General features: G+C 75.0%; 22 protein-coding genes. 15 read left to right on the top strand and 7 right to left on the bottom strand.

Annotated features, from left to right (window positions below):
• The first annotated feature begins 96 nt into the window (after positions 1–96).
• From OU787_RS33190 to OU787_RS33200, 3 genes are all read left to right on the top strand, one after another.
• Positions 97–2,622 (top strand): SpoIIE family protein phosphatase, encoded by a 2,526-nt coding sequence (locus OU787_RS33190; RefSeq protein WP_030461221.1) that lies wholly within the window; start codon positions 97–99, stop codon positions 2,620–2,622.
• Positions 2,623–2,708: 86 nt separating this feature from the next.
• Positions 2,709–3,164: a hypothetical protein gene (locus tag OU787_RS33195; RefSeq protein WP_268661626.1), complete on the top strand. Its 456-nt coding sequence runs from the start codon at positions 2,709–2,711 to the stop codon at positions 3,162–3,164.
• Positions 3,165–3,257: 93 nt separating this feature from the next.
• Positions 3,258–4,700: an MFS transporter gene (locus OU787_RS33200; RefSeq protein ID WP_268661627.1), complete on the top strand. Its 1,443-nt coding sequence runs from the start codon at positions 3,258–3,260 to the stop codon at positions 4,698–4,700.
• Positions 4,701–4,730: 30 nt separating this feature from the next.
• Here OU787_RS33200 and OU787_RS33205 read toward each other — a convergent pair whose 3' ends face one another.
• Positions 4,731–6,389, bottom strand: coding sequence for an FAD-dependent oxidoreductase (locus OU787_RS33205; RefSeq protein WP_268661628.1), 1,659 nt, complete (start codon positions 6,387–6,389; stop codon positions 4,731–4,733).
• Between the two features lie 270 nt (positions 6,390–6,659).
• Between OU787_RS33205 and OU787_RS33210 the strand changes: the two genes are divergently transcribed.
• From OU787_RS33210 to OU787_RS33255, 10 genes are read left to right on the top strand one after another with little or no spacing between them, the layout of a single operon-like run.
• On the top strand, positions 6,660–7,793 hold the full coding sequence (locus tag OU787_RS33210; protein ID WP_268661629.1) for a SchA/CurD-like domain-containing protein: 1,134 nt from the start codon (positions 6,660–6,662) through the stop codon (positions 7,791–7,793).
• 46 nt (positions 7,794–7,839) lie between these two features.
• Positions 7,840–8,268, top strand: coding sequence for a cupin domain-containing protein (locus OU787_RS33215; RefSeq protein ID WP_030461216.1), 429 nt, complete (start codon positions 7,840–7,842; stop codon positions 8,266–8,268).
• On the top strand, positions 8,265–9,530 hold the full coding sequence (locus OU787_RS33220) for a beta-ketoacyl-[acyl-carrier-protein] synthase family protein (protein WP_268661630.1): 1,266 nt from the start codon (positions 8,265–8,267) through the stop codon (positions 9,528–9,530). The genes OU787_RS33215 and OU787_RS33220 overlap by 4 nt, the downstream gene beginning before the upstream one ends.
• Entirely contained in the window at positions 9,527–10,747 is a 1,221-nt protein-coding gene (locus tag OU787_RS33225; RefSeq protein ID WP_030461214.1) for a beta-ketoacyl synthase N-terminal-like domain-containing protein, read from the top strand. The genes OU787_RS33220 and OU787_RS33225 overlap by 4 nt, the downstream gene beginning before the upstream one ends.
• 18 nt (positions 10,748–10,765) lie before the next feature.
• Positions 10,766–11,020 carry an acyl carrier protein gene (locus tag OU787_RS33230; protein ID WP_030461213.1) on the top strand — a complete coding sequence of 85 codons (255 nt, stop codon included), beginning with the start codon at positions 10,766–10,768 and terminating at the stop codon, positions 11,018–11,020.
• Between the two features lies 1 nt (position 11,021).
• Positions 11,022–11,480 (top strand): SRPBCC family protein, encoded by a 459-nt coding sequence (locus OU787_RS33235; RefSeq protein WP_268661631.1) that lies wholly within the window; start codon positions 11,022–11,024, stop codon positions 11,478–11,480.
• 5 nt (positions 11,481–11,485) lie between these two features.
• Positions 11,486–11,806 carry a TcmI family type II polyketide cyclase gene (locus OU787_RS33240; RefSeq protein WP_030461211.1) on the top strand — a complete coding sequence of 107 codons (321 nt, stop codon included), beginning with the start codon at positions 11,486–11,488 and terminating at the stop codon, positions 11,804–11,806.
• A gap of 43 nt (positions 11,807–11,849) precedes the next feature.
• Positions 11,850–13,538 (top strand): acetyl-CoA carboxylase carboxyl transferase subunit alpha, encoded by a 1,689-nt coding sequence (gene accA / locus OU787_RS33245; protein ID WP_268661632.1) that lies wholly within the window; start codon positions 11,850–11,852, stop codon positions 13,536–13,538.
• The gene (accB, locus tag OU787_RS33250) at positions 13,535–14,032 is read left to right on the top strand and encodes an acetyl-CoA carboxylase biotin carboxyl carrier protein (RefSeq protein WP_030461209.1); all 498 of its coding nucleotides are present in this window, start codon (positions 13,535–13,537) and stop codon (positions 14,030–14,032) included. Before accA ends, accB begins: the two co-directional genes overlap by 4 nt.
• A 9-nt stretch (positions 14,033–14,041) precedes the next feature.
• Complete coding sequence (locus tag OU787_RS33255; protein ID WP_268661633.1) at positions 14,042–15,406, top strand: acetyl-CoA carboxylase biotin carboxylase subunit; 1,365 nt, start codon at positions 14,042–14,044, stop codon at positions 15,404–15,406.
• Between the two features lie 61 nt (positions 15,407–15,467).
• Here the strand turns inward: OU787_RS33255 and OU787_RS33260 are convergent, their stop codons facing one another.
• Together OU787_RS33260 and OU787_RS33265 are read right to left on the bottom strand one after the other, a co-directional pair.
• The gene (locus tag OU787_RS33260; RefSeq protein WP_268661634.1) at positions 15,468–16,535 is read right to left on the bottom strand and encodes a methyltransferase; all 1,068 of its coding nucleotides are present in this window, start codon (positions 16,533–16,535) and stop codon (positions 15,468–15,470) included.
• 39 nt (positions 16,536–16,574) lie between these two features.
• Positions 16,575–17,687, bottom strand: a complete 1,113-nt coding sequence (locus OU787_RS33265; protein WP_268661635.1) for a right-handed parallel beta-helix repeat-containing protein — start codon at positions 17,685–17,687, stop codon at positions 16,575–16,577.
• 241 nt (positions 17,688–17,928) lie between these two features.
• Here OU787_RS33265 and OU787_RS33270 point away from each other — a divergent pair, with 241 nt between their 5' ends.
• Complete coding sequence (locus OU787_RS33270) at positions 17,929–18,216, top strand: hypothetical protein (protein WP_268661636.1); 288 nt, start codon at positions 17,929–17,931, stop codon at positions 18,214–18,216.
• A gap of 105 nt (positions 18,217–18,321) precedes the next feature.
• On the opposite strand, the gene OU787_RS33275 is transcribed toward OU787_RS33270, so the two are convergent.
• Positions 18,322–19,002 carry a hypothetical protein gene (locus tag OU787_RS33275; RefSeq protein WP_268661637.1) on the bottom strand — a complete coding sequence of 227 codons (681 nt, stop codon included), beginning with the start codon at positions 19,000–19,002 and terminating at the stop codon, positions 18,322–18,324.
• Positions 19,003–19,328: 326 nt separating this feature from the next.
• On the opposite strand from OU787_RS33275, the gene OU787_RS33280 reads away from it, so the two are divergent.
• The gene (locus OU787_RS33280) at positions 19,329–21,014 is read left to right on the top strand and encodes an alpha/beta hydrolase (RefSeq protein WP_268661638.1); all 1,686 of its coding nucleotides are present in this window, start codon (positions 19,329–19,331) and stop codon (positions 21,012–21,014) included.
• A gap of 7 nt (positions 21,015–21,021) precedes the next feature.
• Here the strand turns inward: OU787_RS33280 and OU787_RS33285 are convergent, their stop codons facing one another.
• The 3 genes from OU787_RS33285 to OU787_RS33295 all read right to left on the bottom strand — a co-directional run bounded on the left by OU787_RS33285 (position 21,022) and on the right by OU787_RS33295 (position 23,732).
• Positions 21,022–22,626, bottom strand: coding sequence for an MFS transporter (locus OU787_RS33285; protein WP_268661639.1), 1,605 nt, complete (start codon positions 22,624–22,626; stop codon positions 21,022–21,024).
• Complete coding sequence (locus OU787_RS33290) at positions 22,623–23,177, bottom strand: TetR/AcrR family transcriptional regulator (protein ID WP_030461201.1); 555 nt, start codon at positions 23,175–23,177, stop codon at positions 22,623–22,625. The genes OU787_RS33285 and OU787_RS33290 overlap by 4 nt, the downstream gene beginning before the upstream one ends.
• A gap of 156 nt (positions 23,178–23,333) precedes the next feature.
• On the bottom strand, positions 23,334–23,732 hold the full coding sequence (locus OU787_RS33295; protein WP_051817130.1) for a cell division protein SepF: 399 nt from the start codon (positions 23,730–23,732) through the stop codon (positions 23,334–23,336).
• Between the last annotated feature and the right edge of the window lie 233 nt (positions 23,733–23,965).

Genomic DNA, 23,965 nt, shown 5'->3' on the forward strand with positions numbered 1-23,965 from the left:
GAGTCGCACCCTTGCCCGAACCGGTCCGGATCGAGCACACTCGCATCTTCGGTCCGACCGCCCGCACGACCACCAGTCGCCAGCGTGCGGCGGGCCGTGCAGTCTGGTGGAAGCCGGAACTACCGGCAGAACCGGGGAAGGTACCGGGCAGGTGGCCAACTGAGCACGCACGGGTTCGAACAGAAGCCCGGCCGCGACGCGGCGGGCGCCGCTTCCGCGCGCCTGGCCGGGCACCGCCTGGTCCCGCTGGCCACCGCGCTGGTCCAGGAGGACGGCCGGATCCTGCACTGGAGCCAGGAGGCCGAGGCGCTCACCGGCTGGAGCGCCGAGGAGGCGATCGGCGCCCACCCGGTCCGGCTGCTGCTGCCCGAGCAGGAGCGGGCCGCCGCCGAGAAGCTGTTCGACCGGCTGGTCGCCGGGCGCGGCTGGTCCGGCACCCACCCCGTGCGCCGCCGCGACGGCTCCACCGTCGAGCTGGAGTTCCACACCTACCCGGTGGCCGGCCCCGACGGCCGCCCGCTGCTGCTGGCCACCGCCTCCGACACCGACGCGCTGCACGAGGTCGAGTCCGACCTGGCCGTCCTGGACGGCTTCTTCGACCAGTCCCCGATCGGCCTCGCCGTCTACGACACCGACCTGCGCTTCGTCCGGCTGAACGAGGCGCTGGCCCGGATCAACGGCCTCAGCGCCGAGGAGCACCTCGGCCGCCGGATCTCCGCCGTGCTGCCCGGCATCAACGCCGCCGAGATCGAGAACGTGATGCGGCAGGTCATCGCCACCGGCAAACCGGTGGTCGACGCCCGCTCGTACGGGCGCGTCCCCGGCGACCCGCGCCGCGACCGGGCCTGGTCGGCGTCCTACTTCCGGCTGGAGGACTCCACCGGCAAGGTGCTCGGCGTCTCCTCCTCGATCATCGACGTCACCGAGCGCTTCCAGGCCGAGGCCCGCGCCTCCCGCGCCCAGGAGCGCCTCACCCTGCTCGCCGCGGCCGGCGCCCGGATCGGCACCACCCTCGACCTCAAGCGCACCGCCGAGGAGATGGTCGAGGCGATCGTCCCGAAGTTCGCCGACTTCGCCACCGTCGACCTGCTGGAGCCGGTGCTGCGCGGCGAGGAGCCCGCCCCGATCCAGCCCGAGCGGTCCATCCAGGTCCGCGCCGTCGCGGTCGGCGAGGCGTACGGCTCCGGGCTGACCACCGTCTCCGACACCGTCGGCGAGACCACCGAGTACGGCGCGCACCGGGTCTACACCCAGTGCCTGCGCAGCGGCCGCCCGCTGCTCAAGCCGCACGTGGACGAGGAGGTGCTGCGCGGCCTGGTCCCCGACCCGGACCGGGTCGCCTCCGGTGTCGCCGCCGGCATCCACTCGTACCTGCTGGTGCCGCTGATCGCCCGCGGCATGGTGCTCGGCGGCGCCGAGTTCGTCCGCACCCGCAACCCCGAGCCGTTCGGCGCCGCCGACGTCTCGCTCGCCGAGGAACTGGTCGCCCGCACCGCGCTGGCCATCGACAACGCCCGGCTCTACCGGCGCGAGCGGGAGACCGCCCTCACCCTGCAGCGCAGCCTGCTCCCGCAGGAGATCCACCGCACCCTCGGCCTGGAGATCGCCCACCGCTACCTGCCCTCCAGCGTGGTCAGCGAGGTCGGCGGCGACTGGTTCGACGTCGTCCCGCTGTCCTGCGGACGCGTCGCCCTGGTGGTCGGCGACGTGATGGGCCACGGCATCCGGGCCGCCGCCACCATGGGCCAACTGCGCACCGTCGCCCGCACCCTGGCCACCCTCGACCTGCCGCCCGAACAGGTCCTCGGCCGGCTCGACGAGACCGCCTCCGCGATCGGCGAGGGCCAGTTCGCCACCTGCGTGTGCGCCGTGTACGACCCGGTGGACCGCAGCGTGGTGGTCTGCTCGGCCGGCCACCTGCCGCCGGTCCGGGTCGACCCCGACGGCACCGCCCAGGTCATCGAGCTGCCGCCGGGCGTCCCGCTCGGCGTCGGCGGCGGCGGCTTCGAGTCGATCGAGTTCACCCTGCCGCCCGGCTCCACCTTCGCCCTCTACACCGACGGCCTGGTCGAGCGCCGCGGCCGCGACCTCGACGAGGGCATCGACCTGCTCGCCCGCACCCTCGCCACCCCCGGCCGCACCCTGGAGGAGAGCTGCGACGCCGCGCTCTCCGCCCTGGTCACCGACGGCACCGAGGACGACATCGCCATGATCATGGCCCGCGTCCTGCCCGTCCCCGCCGACCGGATCGCCACCCTGCTGCTGCCCAGCGAGGGCCCGCTGCCCGCCCGCGCCCGCCGCTTCACCCGCGCCACCCTGGAGACCTGGGGCCTGTCCGGGCTCACCGACTACGCCGAACTCGTGGTCAGCGAACTCGTCACCAACGCCCTGCTGCACGCCGACGCCCCGCGCCGGCTGCGGATCTTCCGCGACCGCACCCTCACCCTGGAGGTCTCCGACGCCGGCGGCCAGCCGCCCCGGCTGCGCAGCTCCGCGGAGGAGGACGAGGGCGGCCGGGGCATCCACCTGATCAGCGAGCTCGCGCACCGCTGGGGCAGCCGCCCCACCCGGCACGGCAAGGTGGTCTGGGCGGAGATCGAACTCCCGTACCGGGCGGGCTGACACCCGCCCGGGCGCCGACCGCTCGCCCGGACCGCGGAACTGACGGACAGTCGGAGGCAATCCCGCCACCGACCGAAAGGCCCCCCGTGCCCGTCCGCCTCCTCACCGCCGCCGTCGGCCTGCTCGCCCTCACCACCGCCGCCCCGGCCACCGCCGCCGACGACCCCGCCGGCACCCCCGCCGCGACCACGATCTCGATCACCGGCGCCGTCATCGACCCGAAGGTCCCCAGCCGGGCCCGGGTCACCCTCGCCTACACCTGCGCGCCCACCGACCGGCCCCGCTCGCTGAACACCTCCGTCGAGCAGACCGACCCCGACGACCCCGCCACCATCGCCTTCGGCTCCACCCGCACCTCGCCGACCCTGGTGGTCTGCGACGGCACCCCGCAGACCCAGACCGTCACCGTCCAGTCCAAGACCAGCAACTGGCTGCCCGGCCCCGACGCCGTGGTGATCACCACCCTCACCGACCTCGGCGCCACCCCGCCCGCCGCCGCCGACGCCCGCAGCATCCCGCTCGACCTGCCGCCCGCCCCCTGACCCGGCGTCAGCCGACCGGCCCACCCCCGGCGCGCCGCCCGCCCGCCGCCGCCCCCTCCTCCGAGACTGGACGCCGGACGGAAGGGAACCCGGATGACCCAGCCCACGACAGCCGGCGCCGCCACCGAGGAAGTGCGCCGCTGGCGGGCTCTCGCGGTGTGCCTGGTCGCCGGCTTCATGACCCTGCTCGACGTGTCGATCGTCAACGTCGCCCTGCCGTCCGTGCGCAGCGGACTGCACATGTCCGAGGCCGGACTCCAATGGGTGCTCTCCGGCTACTCGCTGGCCTTCGGACTCGTCCTGGTCCCCGCCGGGCGGCTCGGCGACGCGATCGGCCGCCGCCCGGTCTTCCTGGCCGGCCTGGCCCTGTTCACCGCCACCAGCGCGCTGGCCGGCGCCGCCCAGGGGGAGACCTGGCTGGTCGTCGCCCGGCTGCTGCAGGGCATGTCCGGCGGGCTGCTGGTCCCGCAGGTCTCCGGCTTCATCCAGCAGCTCTTCCGCGGCGCCGAACGGGCCCGCGCCTTCGGCCTGCTCGGCACCACCATCGGCTTCTCCACCGCCGTCGGCCCGCTGCTCGGCGGCCTGCTGATCGCCGCCTTCGGCACCGCCGAGGGCTGGCGCTGGGTCTTCTACGTCAACCTGCCGATCGGCCTCGCCGCCCTCCCGCTGGCCCGCCGCCTGCTGCCCGCCCCCACCCCCGACACCTGCGCCCGCCGCGACTTCGACCCGGTCGGCGTGCTGCTGCTCGGCACCGGCACCGTCCTGCTGCTGCTCCCGCTGGTCCAGTCCCAGTGGCACGGCGCCCGCAAGTGGCTGCTGCTGGCCGCCGCCGCCCTGGTGCTGGCCGCCTTCGCCCGCTGGGAGGGCCACTACGCCCGCCACCGCGAGCCCCTGGTGCACCCCGCGCTGTTCCGCACCCGCTCCTTCACCTACGGCGCGCTGGTCTCGTTGCTCTACTTCGCCGGGTTCACCGCGGTCTTCTTCGTCTTCACCCTCTACCTGCAGTCCGGCCGCCACTACACCGCCCTCCAGGCCGGCCTGGCCATCACCCCGTTCGCGCTCGCCTCGGCGGTCGCCTCCACCGTCGGCGGCCGCCTGGTCACCCGCTACGGCCGCCGGCTGATCGCGGTCGGCCTGGCCACCGTCGCCGTCGGCCTCGCGCTCGCCGCCCTCACCGTGCACTTCTTCGACGGCCCCGGGATCGGCTGGGCCACCGCCCTGCCGCTCCTGCTGGCCGGCCTGGGCAGCGGCCTGGTGGTCTCCCCGAACCAGGCCCTCACCCTCAACGAAGTCCCCGTCGCCCGGGCCGGCTCGGCCGGCGGCGTCCTGCAGACCGCCCAGCGGATCGGCTCCGCCGCCGGCATCGCCACCGTCGGAGCCACCTTCTTCGGCCACCTCCGCACCCCCGCCGACTACCCCACGGCCTTCCAGCTCAGCCTCGCCGTCGTGCTCGCCTTCATCCTGCTCGCCCTCCTCGCCGCGGCCGAGCCCTTCACCGAGCGGCCCCGCGGGGAGTCCGGGGAACGGCGGGCCTGACCGGCGCGCGGCCGGCCGGGCCCGCCCGGCCTACCGCCCCGCCACGCCGAGGGCGGCCACCCGCAGCGCGCCGACCGGGTCGCCGACGGAGCTGGCGGCGCGCCAGCCGACGAAGCCGTCGGGGCGGACCAGCACGGCGCCGCCCGGCCGCAGGCCGTAGACGGCGGGCCAGCCGCTCGGCCCGGCCGGGCCCCGGCCGGCCGGGGCGTCGGGCACCGGTTCGGGGACGAGGTCGCCGCCCTCGCCGAGCAGCAGGCAGCGGATCGGCACCCCGGTCTCCTCGGCCACCGCCCGCGCCGCGGCCGGCCACTGCTCCCCACCCGCCGCGGGCGCCAGCAGCACGGGCTCGCGCACGAACAGGTCGAGCGTGGAGAGCCGGGCGCCGTCCCGGTCGCGCAGCCACAGGTGCGGGGCCCGGGTGCCGACCTCGCCGGTCGCGGCGAAGCGCTCCGGGATCACCCCGGCGGTGGCGTCCGCCCCGACCAGCGCGCCCTCGGCGTACCGGTAGCCGAGCGCCACCGCCAGTACGTTGGTGCGCGGCCCGCCCGCCGGCGCCGCGTCGAAACCGGGGTGCTGGTGCTCGACCGACCGCGCCGCGGCCCGGGCCGCGGTCTGCACGGCCACCGGCCGCCGCTCCGCCTCGTACGACTCCAGCAGGCGCGGGCCGCCCCAGCCGCCGAGCACCGCGGCCAGCTTCCAGGCCAGGTTGTGCGCGTCCTGGATGCCGGTGTTGGAGCCGAACGCCCCGGTCGGCGGCATCTCGTGGGCGGAGTCGCCGCACAGGAAGACCCGCCCGGTGCGGTACCGGTCGGCGACCCGCTCGGCGGCGTGCCAGGGCGCCCGGCCGGTGATCTCCACGTCCAGGTCGGGCACCCCGGCCGCGGCCCGGATGTGCGCCACGCACCGGTCGTCGGTGAAGTCCTCGACGGCCTCGCCGCGCTCGGGGTGCCAGGGCAGGTGGAAGACCCACTGCTCGCGGTTGTCGACCGGCAGCAGCGCGCCCGCGCCGTCCGGGGCGGTCAGGTAGCAGGCGATGAAGAGCCGGTCGCCGACCACCTCGGCCAGCCGCTTGGCCCGGAAGGTCACCGAGACGTTGTGGAACAGGTCGCCGCGCCCGGACTGCCCGATGCCCAGCCGCTCCCGGACGGGGCTGCGCGGCCCGTCCGCCGCGAGCAGGTAATCGGCCCGCACCTCCCGCTCCTCGCCGGTGGCCCGGTCCCGCAGCCGGGCCGTCACCCCGTCGGCGTCCTGGGCGAAGGAGAGCAGCTCGGTGTTGAACCGCACGTCGCCGCGCTCGGCGGCGTGCCGCAGCAGCACCGGCTCCAGGTCGTTCTGGCTGCACAGGCACCACGAGGACGGGCTGAACCTGGCCAGCCCCCCGCCGGGGTCGATCTCCCGGAACAGCCACTCCTGCTCCCCGCCGGAGAGCGTCTCGGCCTGCAGGATGCCGTGGTTGCCGGCCAGCACGGACGCCGCGTCCCGGACGTCCTGCTCGACGCCGGCGCCCCGGAACAGCTCCATGGTGCGGAGGTTGTTCCCGCGGCCGCGCGGGTGCCGGGAGGTCTCGGCGTGCCGCTCCACCAGCAGGTGCGGCACGCCGAGCCGGCCGAGGAAGAGCGAGGCCGACAGCCCGACCAGCGAACCCCCCGCGATCAGGACCGGCACCCGGTCCGCCATCTGTGTGTTCATCAGCTCTGCTCCATCCGTGCGGGGCGCGGGACGCGCCAGACCCGACATCCATCCCCCGCCGCGGGCGGCCACGCAGGGTACGTCGCCCGGATGGCCGCGAAGTCTCGCGCCGCCCCCGCCCCGCCGTGACGATCGAGGGCGAACCGCCGCCCGCTCCGCCGGCCGGCCCGGCCGCCCGAGGCCCGCCCACGAACCCGGCGAAGGGCCCTTCGTGGCCGAACCGCGAACACGCCGCGGACCAACCGCGAACCGACGACAGGAACCACCGACATGACCCTGCTCTCCGAACCCGAGGAGACCACCACCGCGGGCCGGCCCACCCCGGGCCGGCTCCGCGTCGTCCTGATGCTGGACGTCCACGACGGCGCCCAGGACCGCTTCCTGGAGGCGTACGAACTGCTGCGCTACCAGGTCTCGGCCGTCCCCGGCCACGTCAGCGACCAGCTCTGCCAGTCCATCGACGACCCGTCCCGCTGGCTGATCACCAGCGAGTGGGAGAGCGCCGAGCCCTTCCTGGCCTGGGTCGACAGCCCCGCCCACCGCGAGATGGTCAAGCCGATGCACGGCTGCGTCAGCGACACCCGCTCGCTGCGCTACAGCGTGCTGCGCGAGACCCACGGCACCACCGCCACCGACACCACCGTCCCGCCGCTGCGCCCCGGCGAGCACCACCCCGGCGTCCCCGGCGTGCCGCGCCCCGGCCCGGACGGCGTGGTCCGGCACGCGCTCAGCTTCACCGTCAAGCCCGGCGCCGAGGCCAAGGCCGCCGAACTGCTGGCCGGCTACCGCTCCCCGCAGGCCCGGGTCGACGACACCACCCGCCTGCTGCGCACCTCGCTGTTCATGCACGGCAACCGGGTCGTGCGCTGCGTCGAGGTGGCCGGCGACCTGCCCGCCGCGCTGCGGCACGTCGCCCGGCAGCCCGGGGTGCGGGCCGTCGAGGAGGCGCTCAACCCCTACCTGGAGGAGGACCGCGACCTGGACGACCCGCTCTCCGCCCGCGACTTCTTCCAGCGCGCCGCCCTGCCCGCCGTCCACCACCACGCCGCCCTCCGGAGCGGCCTGGTGCAGCGGCACGCCTACCTGTACCCCGTCCGCCCCGGCGCCGGCGCGGCCCTCGCCGAACTGCTGGCCGAGGAGGACGAGCACGCCGCCGCCGACCCCGGCGGCCCGCTGGTGCGCGCCACCGTCTACCGGCACGACGACCTGGTGGTCCGGCTGGTCGACCTGCTCACCGACCCCGCCGACGACCCGGCCGCCGCCCTCGGCCTGGCCGGCCCGCGCGCCGCCGCCGTCCTCGGCAAGCTCGCCGAACCCGCCGAGCGTACCCCCGACGGCCTGCGCCGCCTGCTCGCCGAGTGCGCGATGGCCCTCGTCACCGACCGCAGCTCGGCCGAGGACTGACCGGCCGCTCCAGCCCCCCGCACGCCCGCCACGAGAGGAACCCACCGTGACCACCGAGATGCCACGCATCGTCCACGTCGACGACGCGCCCCCCAACCGCAAGCGCGGCGGCGACCTGCGGGCCATGCTCACCCCGCCGGCGGTCGGCGCCACCAGCGGATTCATGGGCGTGGCGATCGTCGAACCGGGGGAGCGGATCGGCGAGCACTACCACCCGTACTCCGAGGAGTTCGTGTTCGTGATCTCCGGCGAGCTGGAGGTCGACCTCGACGGCGCCACCCGGCAGCTGCGGCCCGACCAGGGGCTGATGATCCCGATCGGGATGCGGCACCGCTTCCGCAACGTCGGCGCCACCCAGGCCCGGATGGTCTTCCACCTCGGCCCGCTCGCCCCGCGCCCCGAGCTCGGGCACGTCGACACCGAGGAGAGCGCCACCGAGGCGGGACCGCCGGAACCGGCCGGGGCGGCCTCGTGACCCGCCGGGTCGCGGTGACCGGGATCGGCGTGGTCGCCCCCGGCGGCATCGGCGTCCCCCGGTTCTGGTCACTGCTCACCGAGGGCCGCACCGCCACCCGCGGCATCACCCTGTTCGACCCGGAGGGCTTCCGCTCCCGGATCGCCGCCGAGTGCGACTTCGACCCCGCTGCCCACGGCCTCACCCCCGAGCAGACCGCCCGCAACGACCGGTACGTGCAGTTCGCGCTGGTCGCCGCCGCCGAGGCGGTCGCCGACGCCGGACTCGACCCGGCGCGCGAGGACCCCTGGCGGATCGGCGTCTCGCTCGGCACCGCCGTCGGCGGCACCACCCGGCTGGAGCGCGACTACGTGCTGGTCAGCGGCCGCGGCGAACACTGGGACGTCGACCACGCCCCCGCCGCGCCGCACCTGGAGCGGGCCTTCTCCCCGTCCACCCTGGCCTCCGCCGTCGCCGAGCAGATCGGCGCCCACGGCCCCGTGCAGACCGTCTCCACCGGCTGCACCTCCGGCCTGGACGCCGTCGGCTACGCCGCCCTCGCCATCGAGGAGGGCCGCGCCGACGTGATCGTCGCCGGAGCCTGCGACTCGCCGATCTCCCCGATCACCGTCGCCTGCTTCGACGCCATCAAGGCCACCTCGGCCCGCAACGACGACGCCGAGCACGCCTCCCGCCCCTTCGACGCCGGACGGGACGGCTTCGTGCTCGGCGAGGGCGGCGCCGTCCTGGTCCTGGAGGAGTGGGAGCACGCCGAGCGGCGCGGCGCCCGGATCTACGCCGAACTCGGCGGCTTCGCCACCTTCGGCAACGCGTACCACATGACCGGCCTCACCCAGGAGGGCCTGGAGATGTCCCGGGCCATCGACCGGGCCCTGGCCCACGCCGGACTCCCCGGCGAGGCCGTCGACTACGTCAACGCGCACGGCTCCGGCACCAAGCAGAACGACCGGCACGAGACCGCCGCCGTCAAGCGCTCGCTCGGCGAGCACGCCCGGCGCGTCCCGATGAGCTCCATCAAGTCGATGGTCGGGCACTCGCTCGGCGCGATCGGCGCCATCGAACTCGTCGCCTGCACCCTCGCCCTGCACCACGGCGTCGTCCCGCCCACCGCGAACTACACCGAGCCCGACCCCGAGTGCGACCTCGACTACGTCCCCCGCACCGCCCGCGAACTGCCGCTGCGCCACGTGCTGTCGGTCGGCAGCGGCTTCGGCGGCTTCCAGTCCGCGGTGGTGCTGAGCAGGGTGGAGGCGGCCGCATGAACCAACGCTGCGCGGTGATCACCGGAGTCGGCGTGGTCGCGCCCAACGGCATCGGCGCCGACGACTACTGGAAGGCCCTGCGCGAGGGCCGCTCGGCGCTCGCCCCGATCGACCGGGAGGGCTGCGAGAACCTGCCGCTCAAGGTCGCCGGCCTGGTCCGCGGCTTCGACGCCGAGGAGTACGTCGAACCGCGCTACCTCGTCCAGACCGACCGGTTCACCCACTTCGCCATGGCCGCGGCCGAACTCGCCATGGCCGACGCCGACCTGGCCGACCACCCCGACGACCCGTTCGCCGTCGCCGTGGTCACCGCGGCCGGCTCCGGCGGCGGCGAGTTCGGCCAGCGCGAACTCCAGCACCTGTGGGCCGAGGGGCCGCACCACGTCGGCCCCTACCAGTCGATCGCCTGGTTCTACGCCGCCTCCACCGGCCAGATCTCCATCCGCGGCGGCTTCAAGGGCCCCTGCGGCGTGGTCGCCTCCGACGAGGCCGGCGGCCTCGACGCCCTCGCGCACGCCGCCCGGGCCGTCGCCCGCGGCACCGACGCCGTACTGGCCGGCGCCGCCGAGGCCCCCGTCGCCCCCTACTCGATGGTCTGCCAGCTCGGCTACCCCGGACTGTCCACCACCGAGGACCCCGAACGCGCCTACCGCCCATTCGGCAGCGACGCGGCCGGGTTCGTCCCCGCCGAGGGCGGCGCCATGTTCGTCGTCGAGGACGAGCACACCGCCCGCTTGCGCGGCGCCCGCCCCCGGGCCCGGATCGCCGGCCACACCGCGACCTTCACCGGCGCCGCCCGCTGGAGCGAGAGCCGCGAAGGGCTCGCCCACGCGATCCGCGGCGCCCTCGCCGAAGCGCACTGCGCCCCCGACGAGGTCGACGTGGTCTTCGCCGACGCCCTCGGCGTCCCCGAGGCCGACCGCGCCGAGGCGCTCGCCCTCGCCGACGCCCTCGGCGACCACGCCGGACGCGTCCCCGTCACCGCCCCCAAGGCCGGCCTCGGCCGCGCCCACTGCGGCGCCCCCGCCCTGGACACCGCCGCCGCCGTGCTCGCCCTCGAACACGGCCTGGTCCCGCCCACCCCGCACACCGCGGACTGCCCGCACGGCCTCGACCTGGTCACCGGCTACCCGCGGGCCGCCGAACTGCGCACCGCCCTGGTGCTCAGCCGCGGCCTGATGGGCTCCAACGCCGCCCTGGTGCTGCGCCGCCCCTGACCCCCGAAGGAGCACGACATGGCCTCCGAGATCACCTACGAGGAACTCGCCACCCTGATCAAGACCCGGGCCGGCGTCGCCGTCACCGTCGACGAACTCGCCGACCCCGGCTGCATGTTCCTCGACCTCGGCGTCGACTCGCTCGGCGTGCTCGGCGTCCTCGCCGACGTGGAGAACCGCTACGGCGTCTCCATCGACTCCTCCGACCTGCTCGGCCGCCCCGTCGCCGAGTTCCTGCAGACCGTCAACTCCACCGTGAAGGCTGGTGCCTGAGATGCCCGGACACACCGACAACACGATCGTCATCAACGCGCCCCTCGACCTGGTCTGGGACGTCACCAACGACCTGGAGAACTGGCCCCAACTGTTCAGCGAGTACGCCTCCGTCGAGGTCCTCGACCGGCAGGGCGAGCTGGTCCGCTTCCGGCTCACCATGCACCCCGACGAGAACGGCCAGGTCTGGAGCTGGGTCTCCGAGCGCGAGGCCGACCGCGACAAGCTCGCCGTCCGGGCCCGCCGGGTCGAACCCGGCCCGTTCGAGTTCATGGAGATCCGCTGGGAGTACGAGGAGCACCCGCAGGGCACCAGCATGCGCTGGATCCAGGACTTCGCCATGAAGCCCACCGCCCCCGTCGACGACCAGGGCATGACCGACCGGATCAACCAGAACTCCAAGGTCCAGATGGAGCTGATCCGCGCCAAGGTCGAGCACCGCGCCGGAGCGGTCGGATGAACGACGTGCACCGCGCCCTGATCGTCGCCCGGATGAAGCCCGGCACCGCCGACCACATCGCCGGCGTCTTCGCCGACTCCGACCGCGGCGCCCTGCCCGGCCTGATCGGCGTCAGCGGCCGCAGCCTGTTCCAGTTCGGCGACGTCTACCTGCACCTCATCGAGTCCGAGCGCCCCGCCGGACCCGAGGTCGCCAAGTACGCCGCGCACCCCGAGTTCCGCGACGTCAGCGAACGCCTCGCCGTCTACGTCGACGCCTACGACCCGGCGACCTGGCGCAGCCCCAAGGACGCCATGGCGCACGAGTTCTACCGCTGGGACCGCTGAACCCCGTACGCACCGCGTACGCAGCAGGGAAGGGAGAGCCGCCGTGGCCGAGCGGACCGAACCGGCGGACTGGGTGCGCTGCGCAGGCTGCGGCGCCCTGGTCTACGGCAAACGCTGGACGCGCGCCCTGCACGTGTGCCCCGACTGCGGGCACCACGGGCGGCTCACCGCCCCCGAGCGGCTCGACCAACTGCTCGACCCGGGCACCGCCGAGAGCATCGGACCGGTGCCCGCCCTGCACGACCCGCTCGGCTTCGTCGACAGCCGGCCCTACGCCGAACGCCTGGAGCGGGCCCGCGCCGACACCGGCCTGCCCGAGGCCGTGCTGTGCGCCGCCGGCACCGTCGAGGGCCAGCCCTGCGTCGTCGCCGTGATGGACTTCCGCTTCCTCGGCGGCAGCCTCGGCTGCGCCGTCGGCGCCCTGATCACCCACGCCGCCCGCACCAGCCTGGAACGGCGCGTCCCGCTGGTGCTGGTCACCGCCAGCGGCGGCGCCCGGATGCAGGAGGGCGTGCTGTCGCTGATGCAGATGGCCAAGACCGCCCAGGCGATGGCCGAACTCGACGAGGCCGGCGTCCTCACCGTCTCGATCGTCACCGACCCCACCTACGGCGGCGTCGCCGCCTCCTTCGCCACCCTCGCCGACGTGATCCTCGCCGAACCCGGCGCCCGGATGGGCTTCGCCGGGCCGCGCGTCATCGAACAGACCACCGGCGGGAAACTCCCCGAGGGCTTCCAGACCGCCGAGTTCCTGCTCGCCCACGGCATGGTCGACGACGTCGTCCCCCGGGTCGGCCTGCGCCCCGTCCTCGGCCGGCTGCTCGGCCTGCGCGCCGTCACCGGCCCGCTGCCGCCCGGCGACGGCGCCGCCATCCTGCGCGCCGCCGACGACCTGGTCGGCCGCGACCCCTGGCGCAGCGTCCGGCTCGCCCGGCACCCCGAACGGCCCACCACCCTCGACTACGTCCGCCGCCTGGTCGACGACTTCCAGGAACTGCACGGCGACCGGCTCGCCGAGGACTGCCCCGCCATCGTGGCCGGCACCGGGCGCCTGGCCGGCACCCCCGTCGTCCTGATCGGCCACCACAAGGGCGGCCCCGACCTGGGCGAGCGCCGCCGCCGCAACTTCGGCATGGCCCAGCCCTCCGGCTACCGCAAGGCCGCCCGGCTGATGCGGCTGGCCGCCAAACTGGGCATCCCCGTCGTCACCCTGATCGACACCCCCGGCGCCAACCCCGGCCCCGAGGCCGAGACCGGCGGGCAGGCCGCCGCCATCGCCGAGAACCTCCGGCTGATGGCCCGGCTGCCCGTCCCGATCGTCGCCGTACTGATCGGCGAGGGCGGCAGCGGCGGCGCGCTCGCCCTGGCCGTCGCCGACCGGGTGCTGGTCTGCGCCAACGGCACCTACTCGGTGATCAGCCCCGAGGGCTGCGCCGCCATCCTGTGGAAGGACCCGCAGGCCGCCCCCGCGGCCGCCGCCTCGCTCCGGCTGCACCCCGGCGACCTGCTCAGCCTCGGCATCGTCGACGGCATCGTCCCCGAACCGCCCGCCGGCGCCCACCAGGACCACGCCGCCGCCGCCGACCTGCTGGAGGCCGCCGTCACCGCGGCCCTGCACGAACTGATCCCCTGGGACCCGGACCGGCTGCGCGCCGACCGCCGGGCCCGCTTCCACCGCTACGGCACCGACACCGGCACCGGCGCGGCCGCGGCAGATTGGAGCCAGCCATGACCGTCGAGGTGAAGCACGAGGCCCAGCGCGGCCGGATCACCCTGATCGGCGACGGCGCCGTCGCGGACCCGGTCGCCGACCTCACCGCGCTGTGCCGCAGCGTCGCCGAACTCGCCCGCACCACCACCCGCCCGCCCAGCCGGATCCGGCTCGAACACCTGGGCACCGCCGTCGAGGTCGAATGGCCGGTCGGGGAGCAGCAGGTCGTCGCGGCCGCTCCCCCCGCGGCGGACGAACCGCCCGACGAGGGCACCGCCCGGCACGTGCGCGCGCCGATGGTCGGCACCTTCTACCGCTCGCCCGAGCCCGGCGCGCCGCCGTTCGTCAGCGTCGGCGACACCGTGGCGGTCGGCCAGCCGATCGGCATCCTCGAGGTGATGAAGATGATGAGCCCCGTCGAGGCCGACACCGCCGGGCGGGTGGTGGAGATCCTGGCCGAGGACGGCACGCCCGTCGAGTTCCAGCAGCGGCTGATCGCCGTCGAACCGGCCTGAGGGGGCGGCGTGTTCTCCACCGTGCTGATCGCCAACCGCGGCGAGATCGCCCTGCGGATCGCCCGCACCTGCCGGGAGATGGGCATCCGCACCGTCGCCGTGCACTCCACCGCCGACCGCGACTCGGCGGTGGTCCGCTTCGCCGACCGCGCCGTCCACCTCGGGCCGCCCACCGCCCGGCTCAGCTACCTGCACATCCCCTCCATCGTCGAGGCCGCCAAGCTCACCGGCGCCCAGGCCGTCCACCCCGGCTACGGCTTCCTCTCCGAGGACCCCGACTTCGCCGAGATCTGCGAGGCCAACGGCCTGACCTTCATCGGCCCGCCGCCGCGCGTCATGGAGCAGCTCGGCGACAAGGCCGTCGCCCGCCGCCTGATGGGCGAGGCCGGACTGCCCGTGCTGCCCGGCTCGGTCGGCGCCGTCCGCAGCCCCGCCGAGGCCCGCGCCACCGCCGCCCGGGTCGGCTACCCCGTCATCCTCAAGGCGGTGGCCGGCGGCGGCGGACGCGGCATGGCCGTGGTCCGCGACGACGCCGACATGGCCGGCGCCTACCAGGAGACCCGGGCCCACGCCCGCGCCGTCTTCGGCGACGAACGGCTCTACCTGGAACGCTACGTGGACGGCGCCCGGCACATCGAGGTCCAGGTGCTCTGCGACAGCCACGGCAACGCCGTCCACCTCGCCGAACGCGACTGCTCCGTGCAGCGCCGCCACCAGAAGCTGATCGAGGAGTCCCCGGCGCCCAACCTGCCCGACCCGCTGCGCCGCGAGATCTGCGCCGCCGCCGTCCGCGGCGCGCTCGCCGTCGGCTACGTCGGCGCCGCCACCTTCGAGTTCGTGCTCGCCCCCGACGGCCGGTTCCACCTGATGGAGGTCAACTGCCGTCTCCAGGTGGAGCACCCCGTCACCGAGATGGTCACCGGCATCGACCTGGTCCGCGAACAGCTCACCATCGCCGCCAGCGAACCGCTCACCCTGCGCCAGGACGCCGTCCGGCCGCGCGGCGCCGCCGTCGAGGCCCGGGTCAACGCCGAGGACCCCGACCGCGGCTTCCTGCCCACCCCCGGGCTGCTCACCGAGTTCGTCCCGCCCGGCGGCCCGTTCGTCCGGGTCGACACCCACGCCTACCCGGGCTGGCTGATCGGCCCCGACTACGACTCGCTGCTGGCCAAGACCGTCGCCTGGGCGCCCGACCGCGAACAGGCGATCGCCCGGCTCGACCGGGCCCTCGGCGAGTTCCGGATCGACGGCCCCACCGTCCGCACCACCACCGGCTACCTGCGCCGCACCCTCGCCGACCCGCGCTTCCGGGCCGGCCGGCACACCACCGGACTGGTCGCCGAGATGGCCGCCGAGGAGGCCGCCGCGCACTGACCGGGACGTGACGGAAGGGGCCGCCCGGAACCCTCCGGGCGGCCCCTTCCGTCACGTCCCGCTACGGCACGGTGCAGGAGAAGGCGTGCAGGTACGGGTTGACCGGGGCGACCGCGTCCAGCCGCAGGCCGGACTCGGCGATCAGCGCGGTCAGGCTGCCCAGGGTGTGCTTGGCGCCGCCGACGTTCAGCAGGAGCAGCAGGTCCATCGCGGTGGTGAACCGCATCGAGGGGGAGTCGTCCACCAGGTTCTCCACGATCACCACCCGGGCGCCCGGCCGGGCCACCTGGCGCAGGTTGCGCAGCGTCCGGCGGGTGGAGTCGTCGTCCCACTCCAGGATGTTCTTCACCAGGTACAGGTCCGCCTGCACCGGCACGGCGGTGCGGCAGTCCCCGGGCACCAGCCGGACCCGGTCGGCCAGCGAACCGCCCGGCAGCAGCCGCGGGTCCGCGTGCTCGACCACCTTCGGCAGGTCCAGCAGGGTGCCGTGCAGACCGGGGTGGCGCTCCATCAGCTCGGCCAGCACCTGGCCCTGGCCGCCGCCGATGTCGGCCACCGAGGCGACGCCCGCCAGGTCGAGGAAACCCGCCAGGTCCTGCGCGGACTGCCGGCTGGACTGGGTCATCGCCCGGTTGAACAGCGCGGCGGACTCCGGCGCGTCGTCGTGCAGGTACTGGAAGAACTCCTTGCCGAAGGCGTCGCCGAACACGCTGCGCCCGGTGCGCACCGCGTCGTCCAGCCGGGACCAGGACTGCCAGGTCCACGGCTCGGTGCACCACAGGGCGATGTCGCGCAGGCTGCCCGGCTCGTCGGCGCGCAGCAGGCGCGACAGCGGGGTGTGCCGGTAGCGGCCGTCGGCGTCCTCGGCGAACACCTCGTAGCAGGCCAGCGCGCGCAGCAGCCGCCGCAGCGGGCCGGGCTCGACGTCCAGCCGCCCGGCCAACTCCTCGGCGGTGGCGGGCTCCTGCTCCAGCGCGTCCGGCAGCCGCAGGCTCGCGGCGGCACGGACCGCACCCGCGCAGGCGGCGCCGAACACCAGCTCGCGCAGCAGCATCGCGGGCGGGACGGCCGGGGCCTGGGGCGCGGTCGGGTTCGGCGGGGCGGTGGTGGGGGCGGAGGTCACGGGCATGGCCTTTCTTCGGAGGACGAGCGGAGGGGCGAGTGGGGATCAGCAGTGGCCGGCGGGCTCGGAGGCGCCGCAGACGTTGCCGGTGAAGGTGTTGCCGGTGCCGCGCGGATCCCGGTCGGCGAGGTCGGCGGGCCGGTTGTCGCGCAGCGCGTTCCCGGTGACGGTGGCCCGGGCGTTGGGCGCGCCGACCACGCTCGGGTACAGCACGATGCCGCCCGACATCGGGGACGCGCCGGTGTGGTCGCTGACCTGGTTGCCGGAGACCGTGACGTCCTCGGTGCCGGTCAGCAGGATGCCGGTGCCCTGGACGAAGTCGAGCCGCGGATTGGGCGGGCAGTACCGGTTGTTCGCCCGCACCACGTTGTCCCGCACGGTCAGCGCCCCCGCCCGCGGCACCCCGTCGTCGCCGACCACGAACACGCCGCCGCAGTTCCCGGACGCCAGGTTGGCCGCCACCGTCAGCCCGCGCACCCGGCGCAGCTGCAGGCCGATCCGGTTCCCGGTCAGCCGGTTCTCGGACACCTCGGTGCCGAGGGTCTCCAGCGCACCGCCCTTGCGGTCGTACCAGTTGGCGACGAAGATCCCCGCCTGGCCGTTGTCCCGGGCCTCGTTGTCGGTCAGCGCGGTACGGGTCGACATCTCGACACTGATGCCCTGCAGGCCGTTGTCGTGCGCCGCCACCCCGCGCACCGTCAGCCGGTCGGTGACGGCCGCGCCCACGCCGTTGCGCGGGAAGCCCGCGACCGTCAGCGCTTCCACCACCACCCCCGACACCGTGTGCACCGGCACGCCCTGCGGGTCCGAACTGCCCGTCACGCACACGCCGTTGCCGGCCCGCGCGCAGGCGCCGCGGTCGGCCGGATCGGGCACCAGGACGGTGGCGACGCCCTGGCCGCGCAGGGTCACGCGGTCGGTGGAGAGGGTCACGCTACCCGGGTAGCGGCCCGCGGCGAGCTCCACCACGTCGCCGGGAGCGGCCGCGTCCAGGGCGGCCTGGACGGAGGCACCGGGCGCGACCCGGTGCACGGTCGGGCCGGTGGGGGCCGCCGCGGCCGGGGCGGCGGCCAGCCCGGCGGGCACCGTGGCGGCGCAGGACAGCAGAACGGCAGCGGCCCGGATCAGCGGGCGCGCCGGAGAGAGGAGAGCAGTCATCGAAGAGCAGCCGGCTTCCAGACGTCGCGGTCACGGACGGCATGCGGGCCGGTCCGCCGCCTCGAAGCTAAGGTCGCGCCCCGGGCCCGGCCAGCCGGGTTGGCGCGCACGGGTTGCCCGCACCCGCCGACCGGGTGGCGGTGGCCGGAAAGGGGGAGGCGGGTACCACCCGTACACCCGATCGGGGGGCTCTGCGGCCGGGCAGCGGGCCCGTACCGGCAGCCCGAACCACTATGGATCCATGGACACGCAGAATGGACGAATCGCCGAGCCGACCGAACTCCTGGCCGCCGAACTGCGCCCCGCCGGCGCCGGCCGCACCGACCTCCGCACCGACTTCCACGCCGGTCTCCGTACCGATCTCGGGTTCGCGGAACCCGTCGCCGGCGTCGAGGCCGGCCCCGAGAGCAGTCTTGAGGCCGACCTCGAGAACGGTCTCGAGAGCGGTCTCGAGACCGCGGCCGGGCCGGACGGCGGCGAGGACCCGGCCTGGGACTACGAGGACGTCATCCTCCGCTCCGTCAACTGACCCGGTGGCCCATCGACCCGGTACCGGGACGACGGACCGGCCGAACGCCGGTGTGCCTGCCGCTCGACCGGTCGAGCGGCAGGCATACCGGCGTTCGGCGCCCGGTCAGTAGCGGTAGGCCTTGACCACCACCGGGAGCAGGTTGGTGTCCTTGCCCAGCTTGCTGAACGCCACCGGATTGGCCGTCGCGCCCGCCGCCAGGTGCTCCACGCCGATCACCTGGCTGTCCACGCTCTTGCCGGTGTTGTCGGTGAAGTCGACCTGGATCGCGTAGGACCGGGTCTCGGTGGTGCTGTTGGTGACCGTGATGATCGCCGCGGTCAGGTCGCCGGAGGTCGAGTTCGGCACACCGGTCAGCGTCACGTCCGTCATCGCGTTGCCCGCGTCCGGGACGGCCGCCAGCACCTCCGCGGCCTTCGCCCGGGTGGCCGCCAACTGGGCGTTGGCGGACGCCTCGAAGGAGGCGGCGCGCTCGGAGGCGCTGGCCTCCGCGGCCGACACCGAGGCCAGCGCCGACTCGTGCGCGGACGCGAAGGCGGACGGCGGCTCGCCCGAGAAGTTCGCCGTCTCCGGCGACGCCCCGACCGTGAACGTCGACATCGCCGCCTGCACCGGGTTCTCGCCCGAGGTGCCGCCGCAGGCCGCGATCACCGCGATCCCGGCGGCCGCGCCGGCCACCGCCAGCGACACCCGCAGCCCGCGCCGCACCGGGCGCCGCCGCGGCGGCCCCACCGGCCCCTGCCGGACCAGCCCCCGGCCCGAACCGTTCCGCTCCGCGTCTCGCATCCCGATGCACCCTCTCGTTCAGAACCGCGCCGGGCCCGTGCGCGCCGCGGTCGTTTTCAGAACCGCGCCGGGCCCGTGCGCGCCGCGGTCGTTCCGGCAGGCCCACGGCCCGCGTCCGGACATGCGGAACCGGACGTCCGCCTCCGCCCTACGCCCCCATCGTCGGAGCCCGGCGGCCCCCGGGGCCAGCGGCGCTGCGCCATTGGGAGGAGTCCGACGGCCCGTCAGATCGGCGGTGCGGGCGGCGAGATACGTATGGCGGGCCGCGGCGGGTGCGCGGCGGTGCCGGTGCGGGCGCCGGGACGGGACAGGACGGGAGGCGGCGGGTGGCGGCGGTGGGGGAGCGGATCGTACGGCGGTGGCCGAGCTGGGGCGCGACGGCCGGGGCGCTGCTGTGCTACGGGCTGTCCTTCACCCCCTCGCTGCTGCCCCGGCCCTGGTACCTGCAGGCCGCCGCCGGGGCGATCACCGCCGCGTTCGGCTACGGCATCGGGGCGTTCTCCGGGTACGTGGCCCGGGTGTGCGGCCTGGAGTTCGGGGAACGGGTGCGGCGGGCCGGCTGGTGGGTGCTGGCCGTGGCCGGCGGCGGCGCGGTGGTGGCCGTCACCGCGTGGAGCGTGCGCTGGCAGGGCGACCTGCGGCGGGCCGTCGGCATGGACCCGCGGATCGGCTGGTGGCAGTGGGCCCTGGTGCTGCCGGTCGCCCTGCTGCTCGGCGCGCTGCTGGTGCTGTGCGCCCGGACGGTCCGGCTCGGCACCCGCTGGCTGCGGCGGATCCTCGGCCGCGCCGTCCCGAACCGGGCGGCCGCCGCCGGGGCCGCCGCCCTCGCCACCGTCCTGGTGGTCGGCTTCGTCGAGGGCTTCCTGCTGCGCGGGCTGCTCGACCTGGCCGAACGCGGTGCCGCGCTGGCCGACCGCACCACCTCGCCCGGCATCGAACAGCCGCTGTCGCCCACCCTGTCCGGCAGCCCCGAGTCGTACGAGAGCTGGGCCGGCCTCGGCGCGAAGGGCCGCGACTTCGTCGGCCGCGCCCCCACCGCCGCGCAGATCTCCGGCTTCACCGGACGCCCGGCCCTGGACCCGGTCCGGGCGTACGTCGGACTGCGGTCGGTGGACGGGACGGGCTTCGCCGAGGGCGCCCGGACCGCCGCCGGACTGGCCGAGCGGGCCCGGCGCGCGGTCGCCGAACTCGACCGCGCCGGGGGCTTCCGGCGCAAGGTGCTGGTGGTGCTGGGCACCACCGGCAGCGGCTGGGTCAACGAGCGGATCGCCAGACCGGTGGAGTACCTGTACGACGGCGACAGCGCCGAGGTCGCCTTCCAGTACTCGTACCTGCCGAGCTGGATCTCCTTCCTCACCGAGGGCGAGGCGACCGACGCCGGGAAGGCCCTGTACGACGCGGTGCACGCGCACTGGTCGCAACTGCCCGCCGACTCCCGGCCCCGGCTGATGGTGGCCGGCGAGAGCCTCGGCTCGTACGCCACCGAGCGGGCCTTCCCCGGCGGCGTCGAGCAGTTGACCGGGCAGACCGGGGGAGCGCTGCTGGTCGGGCCCACCCCCGACAACCCGCTGCGGGAGACGGTCACCGCCCGGCGGCAGCCCGGCAGCCCCGTCTGGCGGCCGGTCTACCGGGACGGGCAGCACGTGCGGTTCGCCCAGCGGTCCTCCGACTTCGCGGTGCCGGCCGGCGCCGCCTGGGAACAGCCGCGGGTGGTCTACCTGCAGAACGGCAGCGACCCGGTGGTGTGGTGGGAACCCGCGCTGGTCTGGCGCAGACCCGAGTGGCTGAACGGGCAGCGGGCCCACGACGTCTCCCCGACCATGCGGTGGTACCCGCTGGTGACGTTCTGGCAGGTCACCTGCGACCTGGCCGCCTCCGAGGCGGTGCCCGAGGGGCACGGGCACCGCTACGGGCTGATGCCCGCCGAGGCGTGGGCGCGGATCGCGCCGCCCGAGGGGTGGACCCGGCAGGACACCGACCGGCTGGTGGCGTACCTGGCGGACCACCCCTGACGGGGCGTCAGCGGTGCGCGGGGGCGGTGGTTTCCGTGCTGGGCTGAGCGGTGCTGATGGTTCCTGCGGCGGGCTGAGTGGTGGCGATGGGTTCCGCGGGGCGGTCGGGGCGGGTGCGCAGGAGGTGGTGGGCGAGGGCGGCGGAGGCCAGGAGCAGGACCGCCGAGACCCAGGCCGCGACCGTGATCCCGTGCACGAACGCGCTGTTCGCGGCGGTGAGCAACTGCCCGGCCGGGCCCGCCGGAAGGACGGCCGCGGCCTCGATCGCGCCGCCCAGCGACTGGCCGGCCTGCTCCGCGAGCGCCGGGTCGGTGCCCGCCGGGACGGACAGCGACCCCGCGTACAGGGCCGTCACGATCGAGCCGACCAGGGCGATGCCCAGCGCCGCGCCCAGCTCGTACGCCGTCTCCGACACGGCCGAGGCGGCACCCGCCTTGTCGGCCGGGGCGGCACCCAGCACCAGGTCCGAGGAGAGCGTGTACACCACGCCCTCGGCGGTGCCCAGCGCCAGGAAGGACGAGCCGAGCAGCAGGTAGGCGCTGTCCACCCGGACGAAGCCCAGCAGGCCGATGCCCAGGCCCATCACGAACAGGCTCGCCGTCAGCACCCGGCGGGCGCCCGCGCGCCGCACCAGCCGGGCCGTCAGCAGGCCGCCCGCCACCGAGCCGACGAAGGCCGGCATCTCGGCGAAGCCCGCGTGCAGCGGGGAGTAGCCGCGGACCAGCTGGAGGTACTGCGACATGAAGAAGATCACGCCGGACAAGCCGATCAGGCAGATCAGCGAGGACACCACCGCGGCCGTGAAGCGCGCGTTCCGGAACAGTCGGACGTCCAGCAGCGGGGTCTCCAGGCGGAGCTGGCGCCGCACGAACACCGCCAGCGCGGCCGCGCCCAGCACGAACACCAGCGGGGCCGTCCACTGCTCCGGGCCGTGCACGGCGAACTCCTTGACGCCGTACACCACGCCGATCACACCGGCCATCGAGAGCAGCACGCTCCCCACGTCCCACCGGCCCGGGCGCGGATCGCGGGACTCCGGCAGCAGCCAGCCGCCGAGCGCCAGCAGCAGCACCATCACCGGCAGGTTCAGCAGGAACACCGACCCCCACCAGAAGTGCTCCAGCAGTACCCCGCCCACCAGCGGGCCCAGCGCGGCACCGGCCGCCGCGCCCGCGCCCCAGACGCCGATCGCGGTGGCCCGCTCCTTCGCGTCCGGGAACAGCGTGCGGATCAGCGACAGCGTGGACGGCATGATCGTCGCGCCCGCCACGCCGAGCAGCGCCCGGGCCACGATCAGCCAGCCCGGGCCCGGCGCGTACGCCGCCAGCAGCGAGGCCGCGCCGAACGCGGCCGAACCGGCCAGCAGCACCCGCTTGCGGCCCAGCCGGTCGCTGAGCGCGCCCATCGACACCAGCAGGCCGGCCAGCACGAAGGAGTAGACGTCGCCGATCCAGAGCAGCTGGGTGCCGGACGGGCGGAGGGTTTCGGTGATGGAGGGGATGGCGAGGGAGAGCACCGTCGCGTCCACCGCCACCAGGGTGACGGCGAGCACGAGGACGCCGAGACCGGCCCAGCGGTGGGCGGGCCGGGTGACGACGGGGGTGGAACTCATGGGGTATCAGATCTCCGTAGAGCACCGCCGAGGAACAGCTCGGCGAGCGAGAACGCGCTTTCGCGGGGGGCGAGCCGGCCTTCCTGCACGGCCCAGCCGATGCCGGCCACCAGGTCGAAGAACGCCTCGCTCAGCCAGGCGGCCGAGAGCTCGACGCGGAACACCCCCTCCTGCTGGCCGCGCAGGAACAGCGCGCGGACCCGGGCGTCCTGGAGCTCCCAGAGGTCGTTGATCTCCTCGTGGTCGTACAGCTGGTTCTCCCCGGCCAGGAAGGCGCACAGCGCGGCATCCGGCACCACCGCGTCCACCAGGCGGCGCAGCGCGGCCTCGGCGTTGCCCTCCTCGACCCGCGCGGTGTCGAGCGCGGCGGAGAAACGGCGCAGGCCGAGGGCGCCCACCTCCAGGATCAGCGCCTCGCGGCCCGGGAAGATCCGGTGCAGTGTGGCGCGGCTGATGCCGGCGGCGCGGGCGATCTCGTCGAGATGGGCCGTCGGGCGCCGGGACAGGATGCCCACGGCTGCCTCCAGGACGGAGTCGCGGTCGGTTGCCATGAGATGAGGATAGCGCAACTGAGACATTCATGTCTCAAAATTTTGATGCGTGTCTCATGGGGAGGGGGGAGGGAGGAGGGGGTGCGGTGTTGGGGCCGGACATGCCGAAGACCCCGCGCGGGGCGCGGGGTCTTCGAACGGCTGGTGGGCCGGCTGTCAGCTCTGGTTGTAGAAGCCGGACTCGTCGAGCGGGCGGTCGATGACCATCACCTCGACGTCGGCGGGGGTGAGCAGGAACACCCGGCGGGCGATCCGCTCGATGCCGCCGCGGGTGCCGAAGATCAGGCCGGAGGCGAAGTCGACCATCCGCTTGGCCTCGGCGTCGTCCATCTCCGTGAGGTCCATGACCACCGGGGTCGCGGCGCGGATGTGCTCGCCGACCGTGCGGGCGGCCTCGAAGCCCGTCGGGCGGAGCGAGACGATCTTGGAGGGGCCGGCCTGGACACTGCTCGGCAGCGTCTCCTCGCCCTCCCACGGTTCCTCGTACATCGCGGCCGGGTAGCTGCCGGAAGGCATCAGCCACCCGTTGTGGTGCTCGTCGCGTAGTGCTCCCATTAGCCGCGCCTCCCTGTCTCGTTCCGTACTCGTCCCCCGGGGGGTGACGGGTCGTTTTGACACGTCATCCACTTGTTGGAACTGTCCGAGTATCGCACTGATCACCGTGGATGTGCCCGCTTGTACCCCCTGCACCGGTTGTGGCGCGGAGGAAAATCCGTGGCTCCTCGGATGCCCGGCGGATACCCGCAACGACGCCACCGGCCGGTGGGTGGTTGCGAGTGACGACCCTA

It is taken from the genome of Kitasatospora sp. YST-16, assembly GCF_026802215.1.
GTDB classification, from domain to species: Bacteria; Actinomycetota; Actinomycetes; order Streptomycetales; family Streptomycetaceae; genus Kitasatospora; species Kitasatospora cineracea.

Coding starts and splice junctions, on each gene's coding strand:
- OU787_RS33225 (WP_030461214.1), top strand. CDS start 9,527: ATGAACCAACGCTGCGCGGTGATCACCGGAGTCGGCGTGGTCGCGCCC.
- OU787_RS33210 (WP_268661629.1), top strand. CDS start 6,660: ATGACCCTGCTCTCCGAACCCGAGGAGACCACCACCGCGGGCCGGCCC.
- OU787_RS33290 (WP_030461201.1), bottom strand. CDS start 23,177: ATGGCAACCGACCGCGACTCCGTCCTGGAGGCAGCCGTGGGCATCCTG.
- OU787_RS33275 (WP_268661637.1), bottom strand. CDS start 19,002: ATGCGAGACGCGGAGCGGAACGGTTCGGGCCGGGGGCTGGTCCGGCAG.
- OU787_RS33270 (WP_268661636.1), top strand. CDS start 17,929: ATGGACACGCAGAATGGACGAATCGCCGAGCCGACCGAACTCCTGGCC.
- OU787_RS33295 (WP_051817130.1), bottom strand. CDS start 23,732: ATGGGAGCACTACGCGACGAGCACCACAACGGGTGGCTGATGCCTTCC.
- accB (WP_030461209.1), top strand. CDS start 13,535: ATGACCGTCGAGGTGAAGCACGAGGCCCAGCGCGGCCGGATCACCCTG.
- OU787_RS33205 (WP_268661628.1), bottom strand. CDS start 6,389: ATGAACACACAGATGGCGGACCGGGTGCCGGTCCTGATCGCGGGGGGT.
- OU787_RS33260 (WP_268661634.1), bottom strand. CDS start 16,535: ATGCCCGTGACCTCCGCCCCCACCACCGCCCCGCCGAACCCGACCGCG.
- OU787_RS33230 (WP_030461213.1), top strand. CDS start 10,766: ATGGCCTCCGAGATCACCTACGAGGAACTCGCCACCCTGATCAAGACC.
- OU787_RS33200 (WP_268661627.1), top strand. CDS start 3,258: ATGACCCAGCCCACGACAGCCGGCGCCGCCACCGAGGAAGTGCGCCGC.
- OU787_RS33265 (WP_268661635.1), bottom strand. CDS start 17,687: ATGACTGCTCTCCTCTCTCCGGCGCGCCCGCTGATCCGGGCCGCTGCC.
- OU787_RS33235 (WP_268661631.1), top strand. CDS start 11,022: ATGCCCGGACACACCGACAACACGATCGTCATCAACGCGCCCCTCGAC.
- OU787_RS33285 (WP_268661639.1), bottom strand. CDS start 22,626: ATGAGTTCCACCCCCGTCGTCACCCGGCCCGCCCACCGCTGGGCCGGT.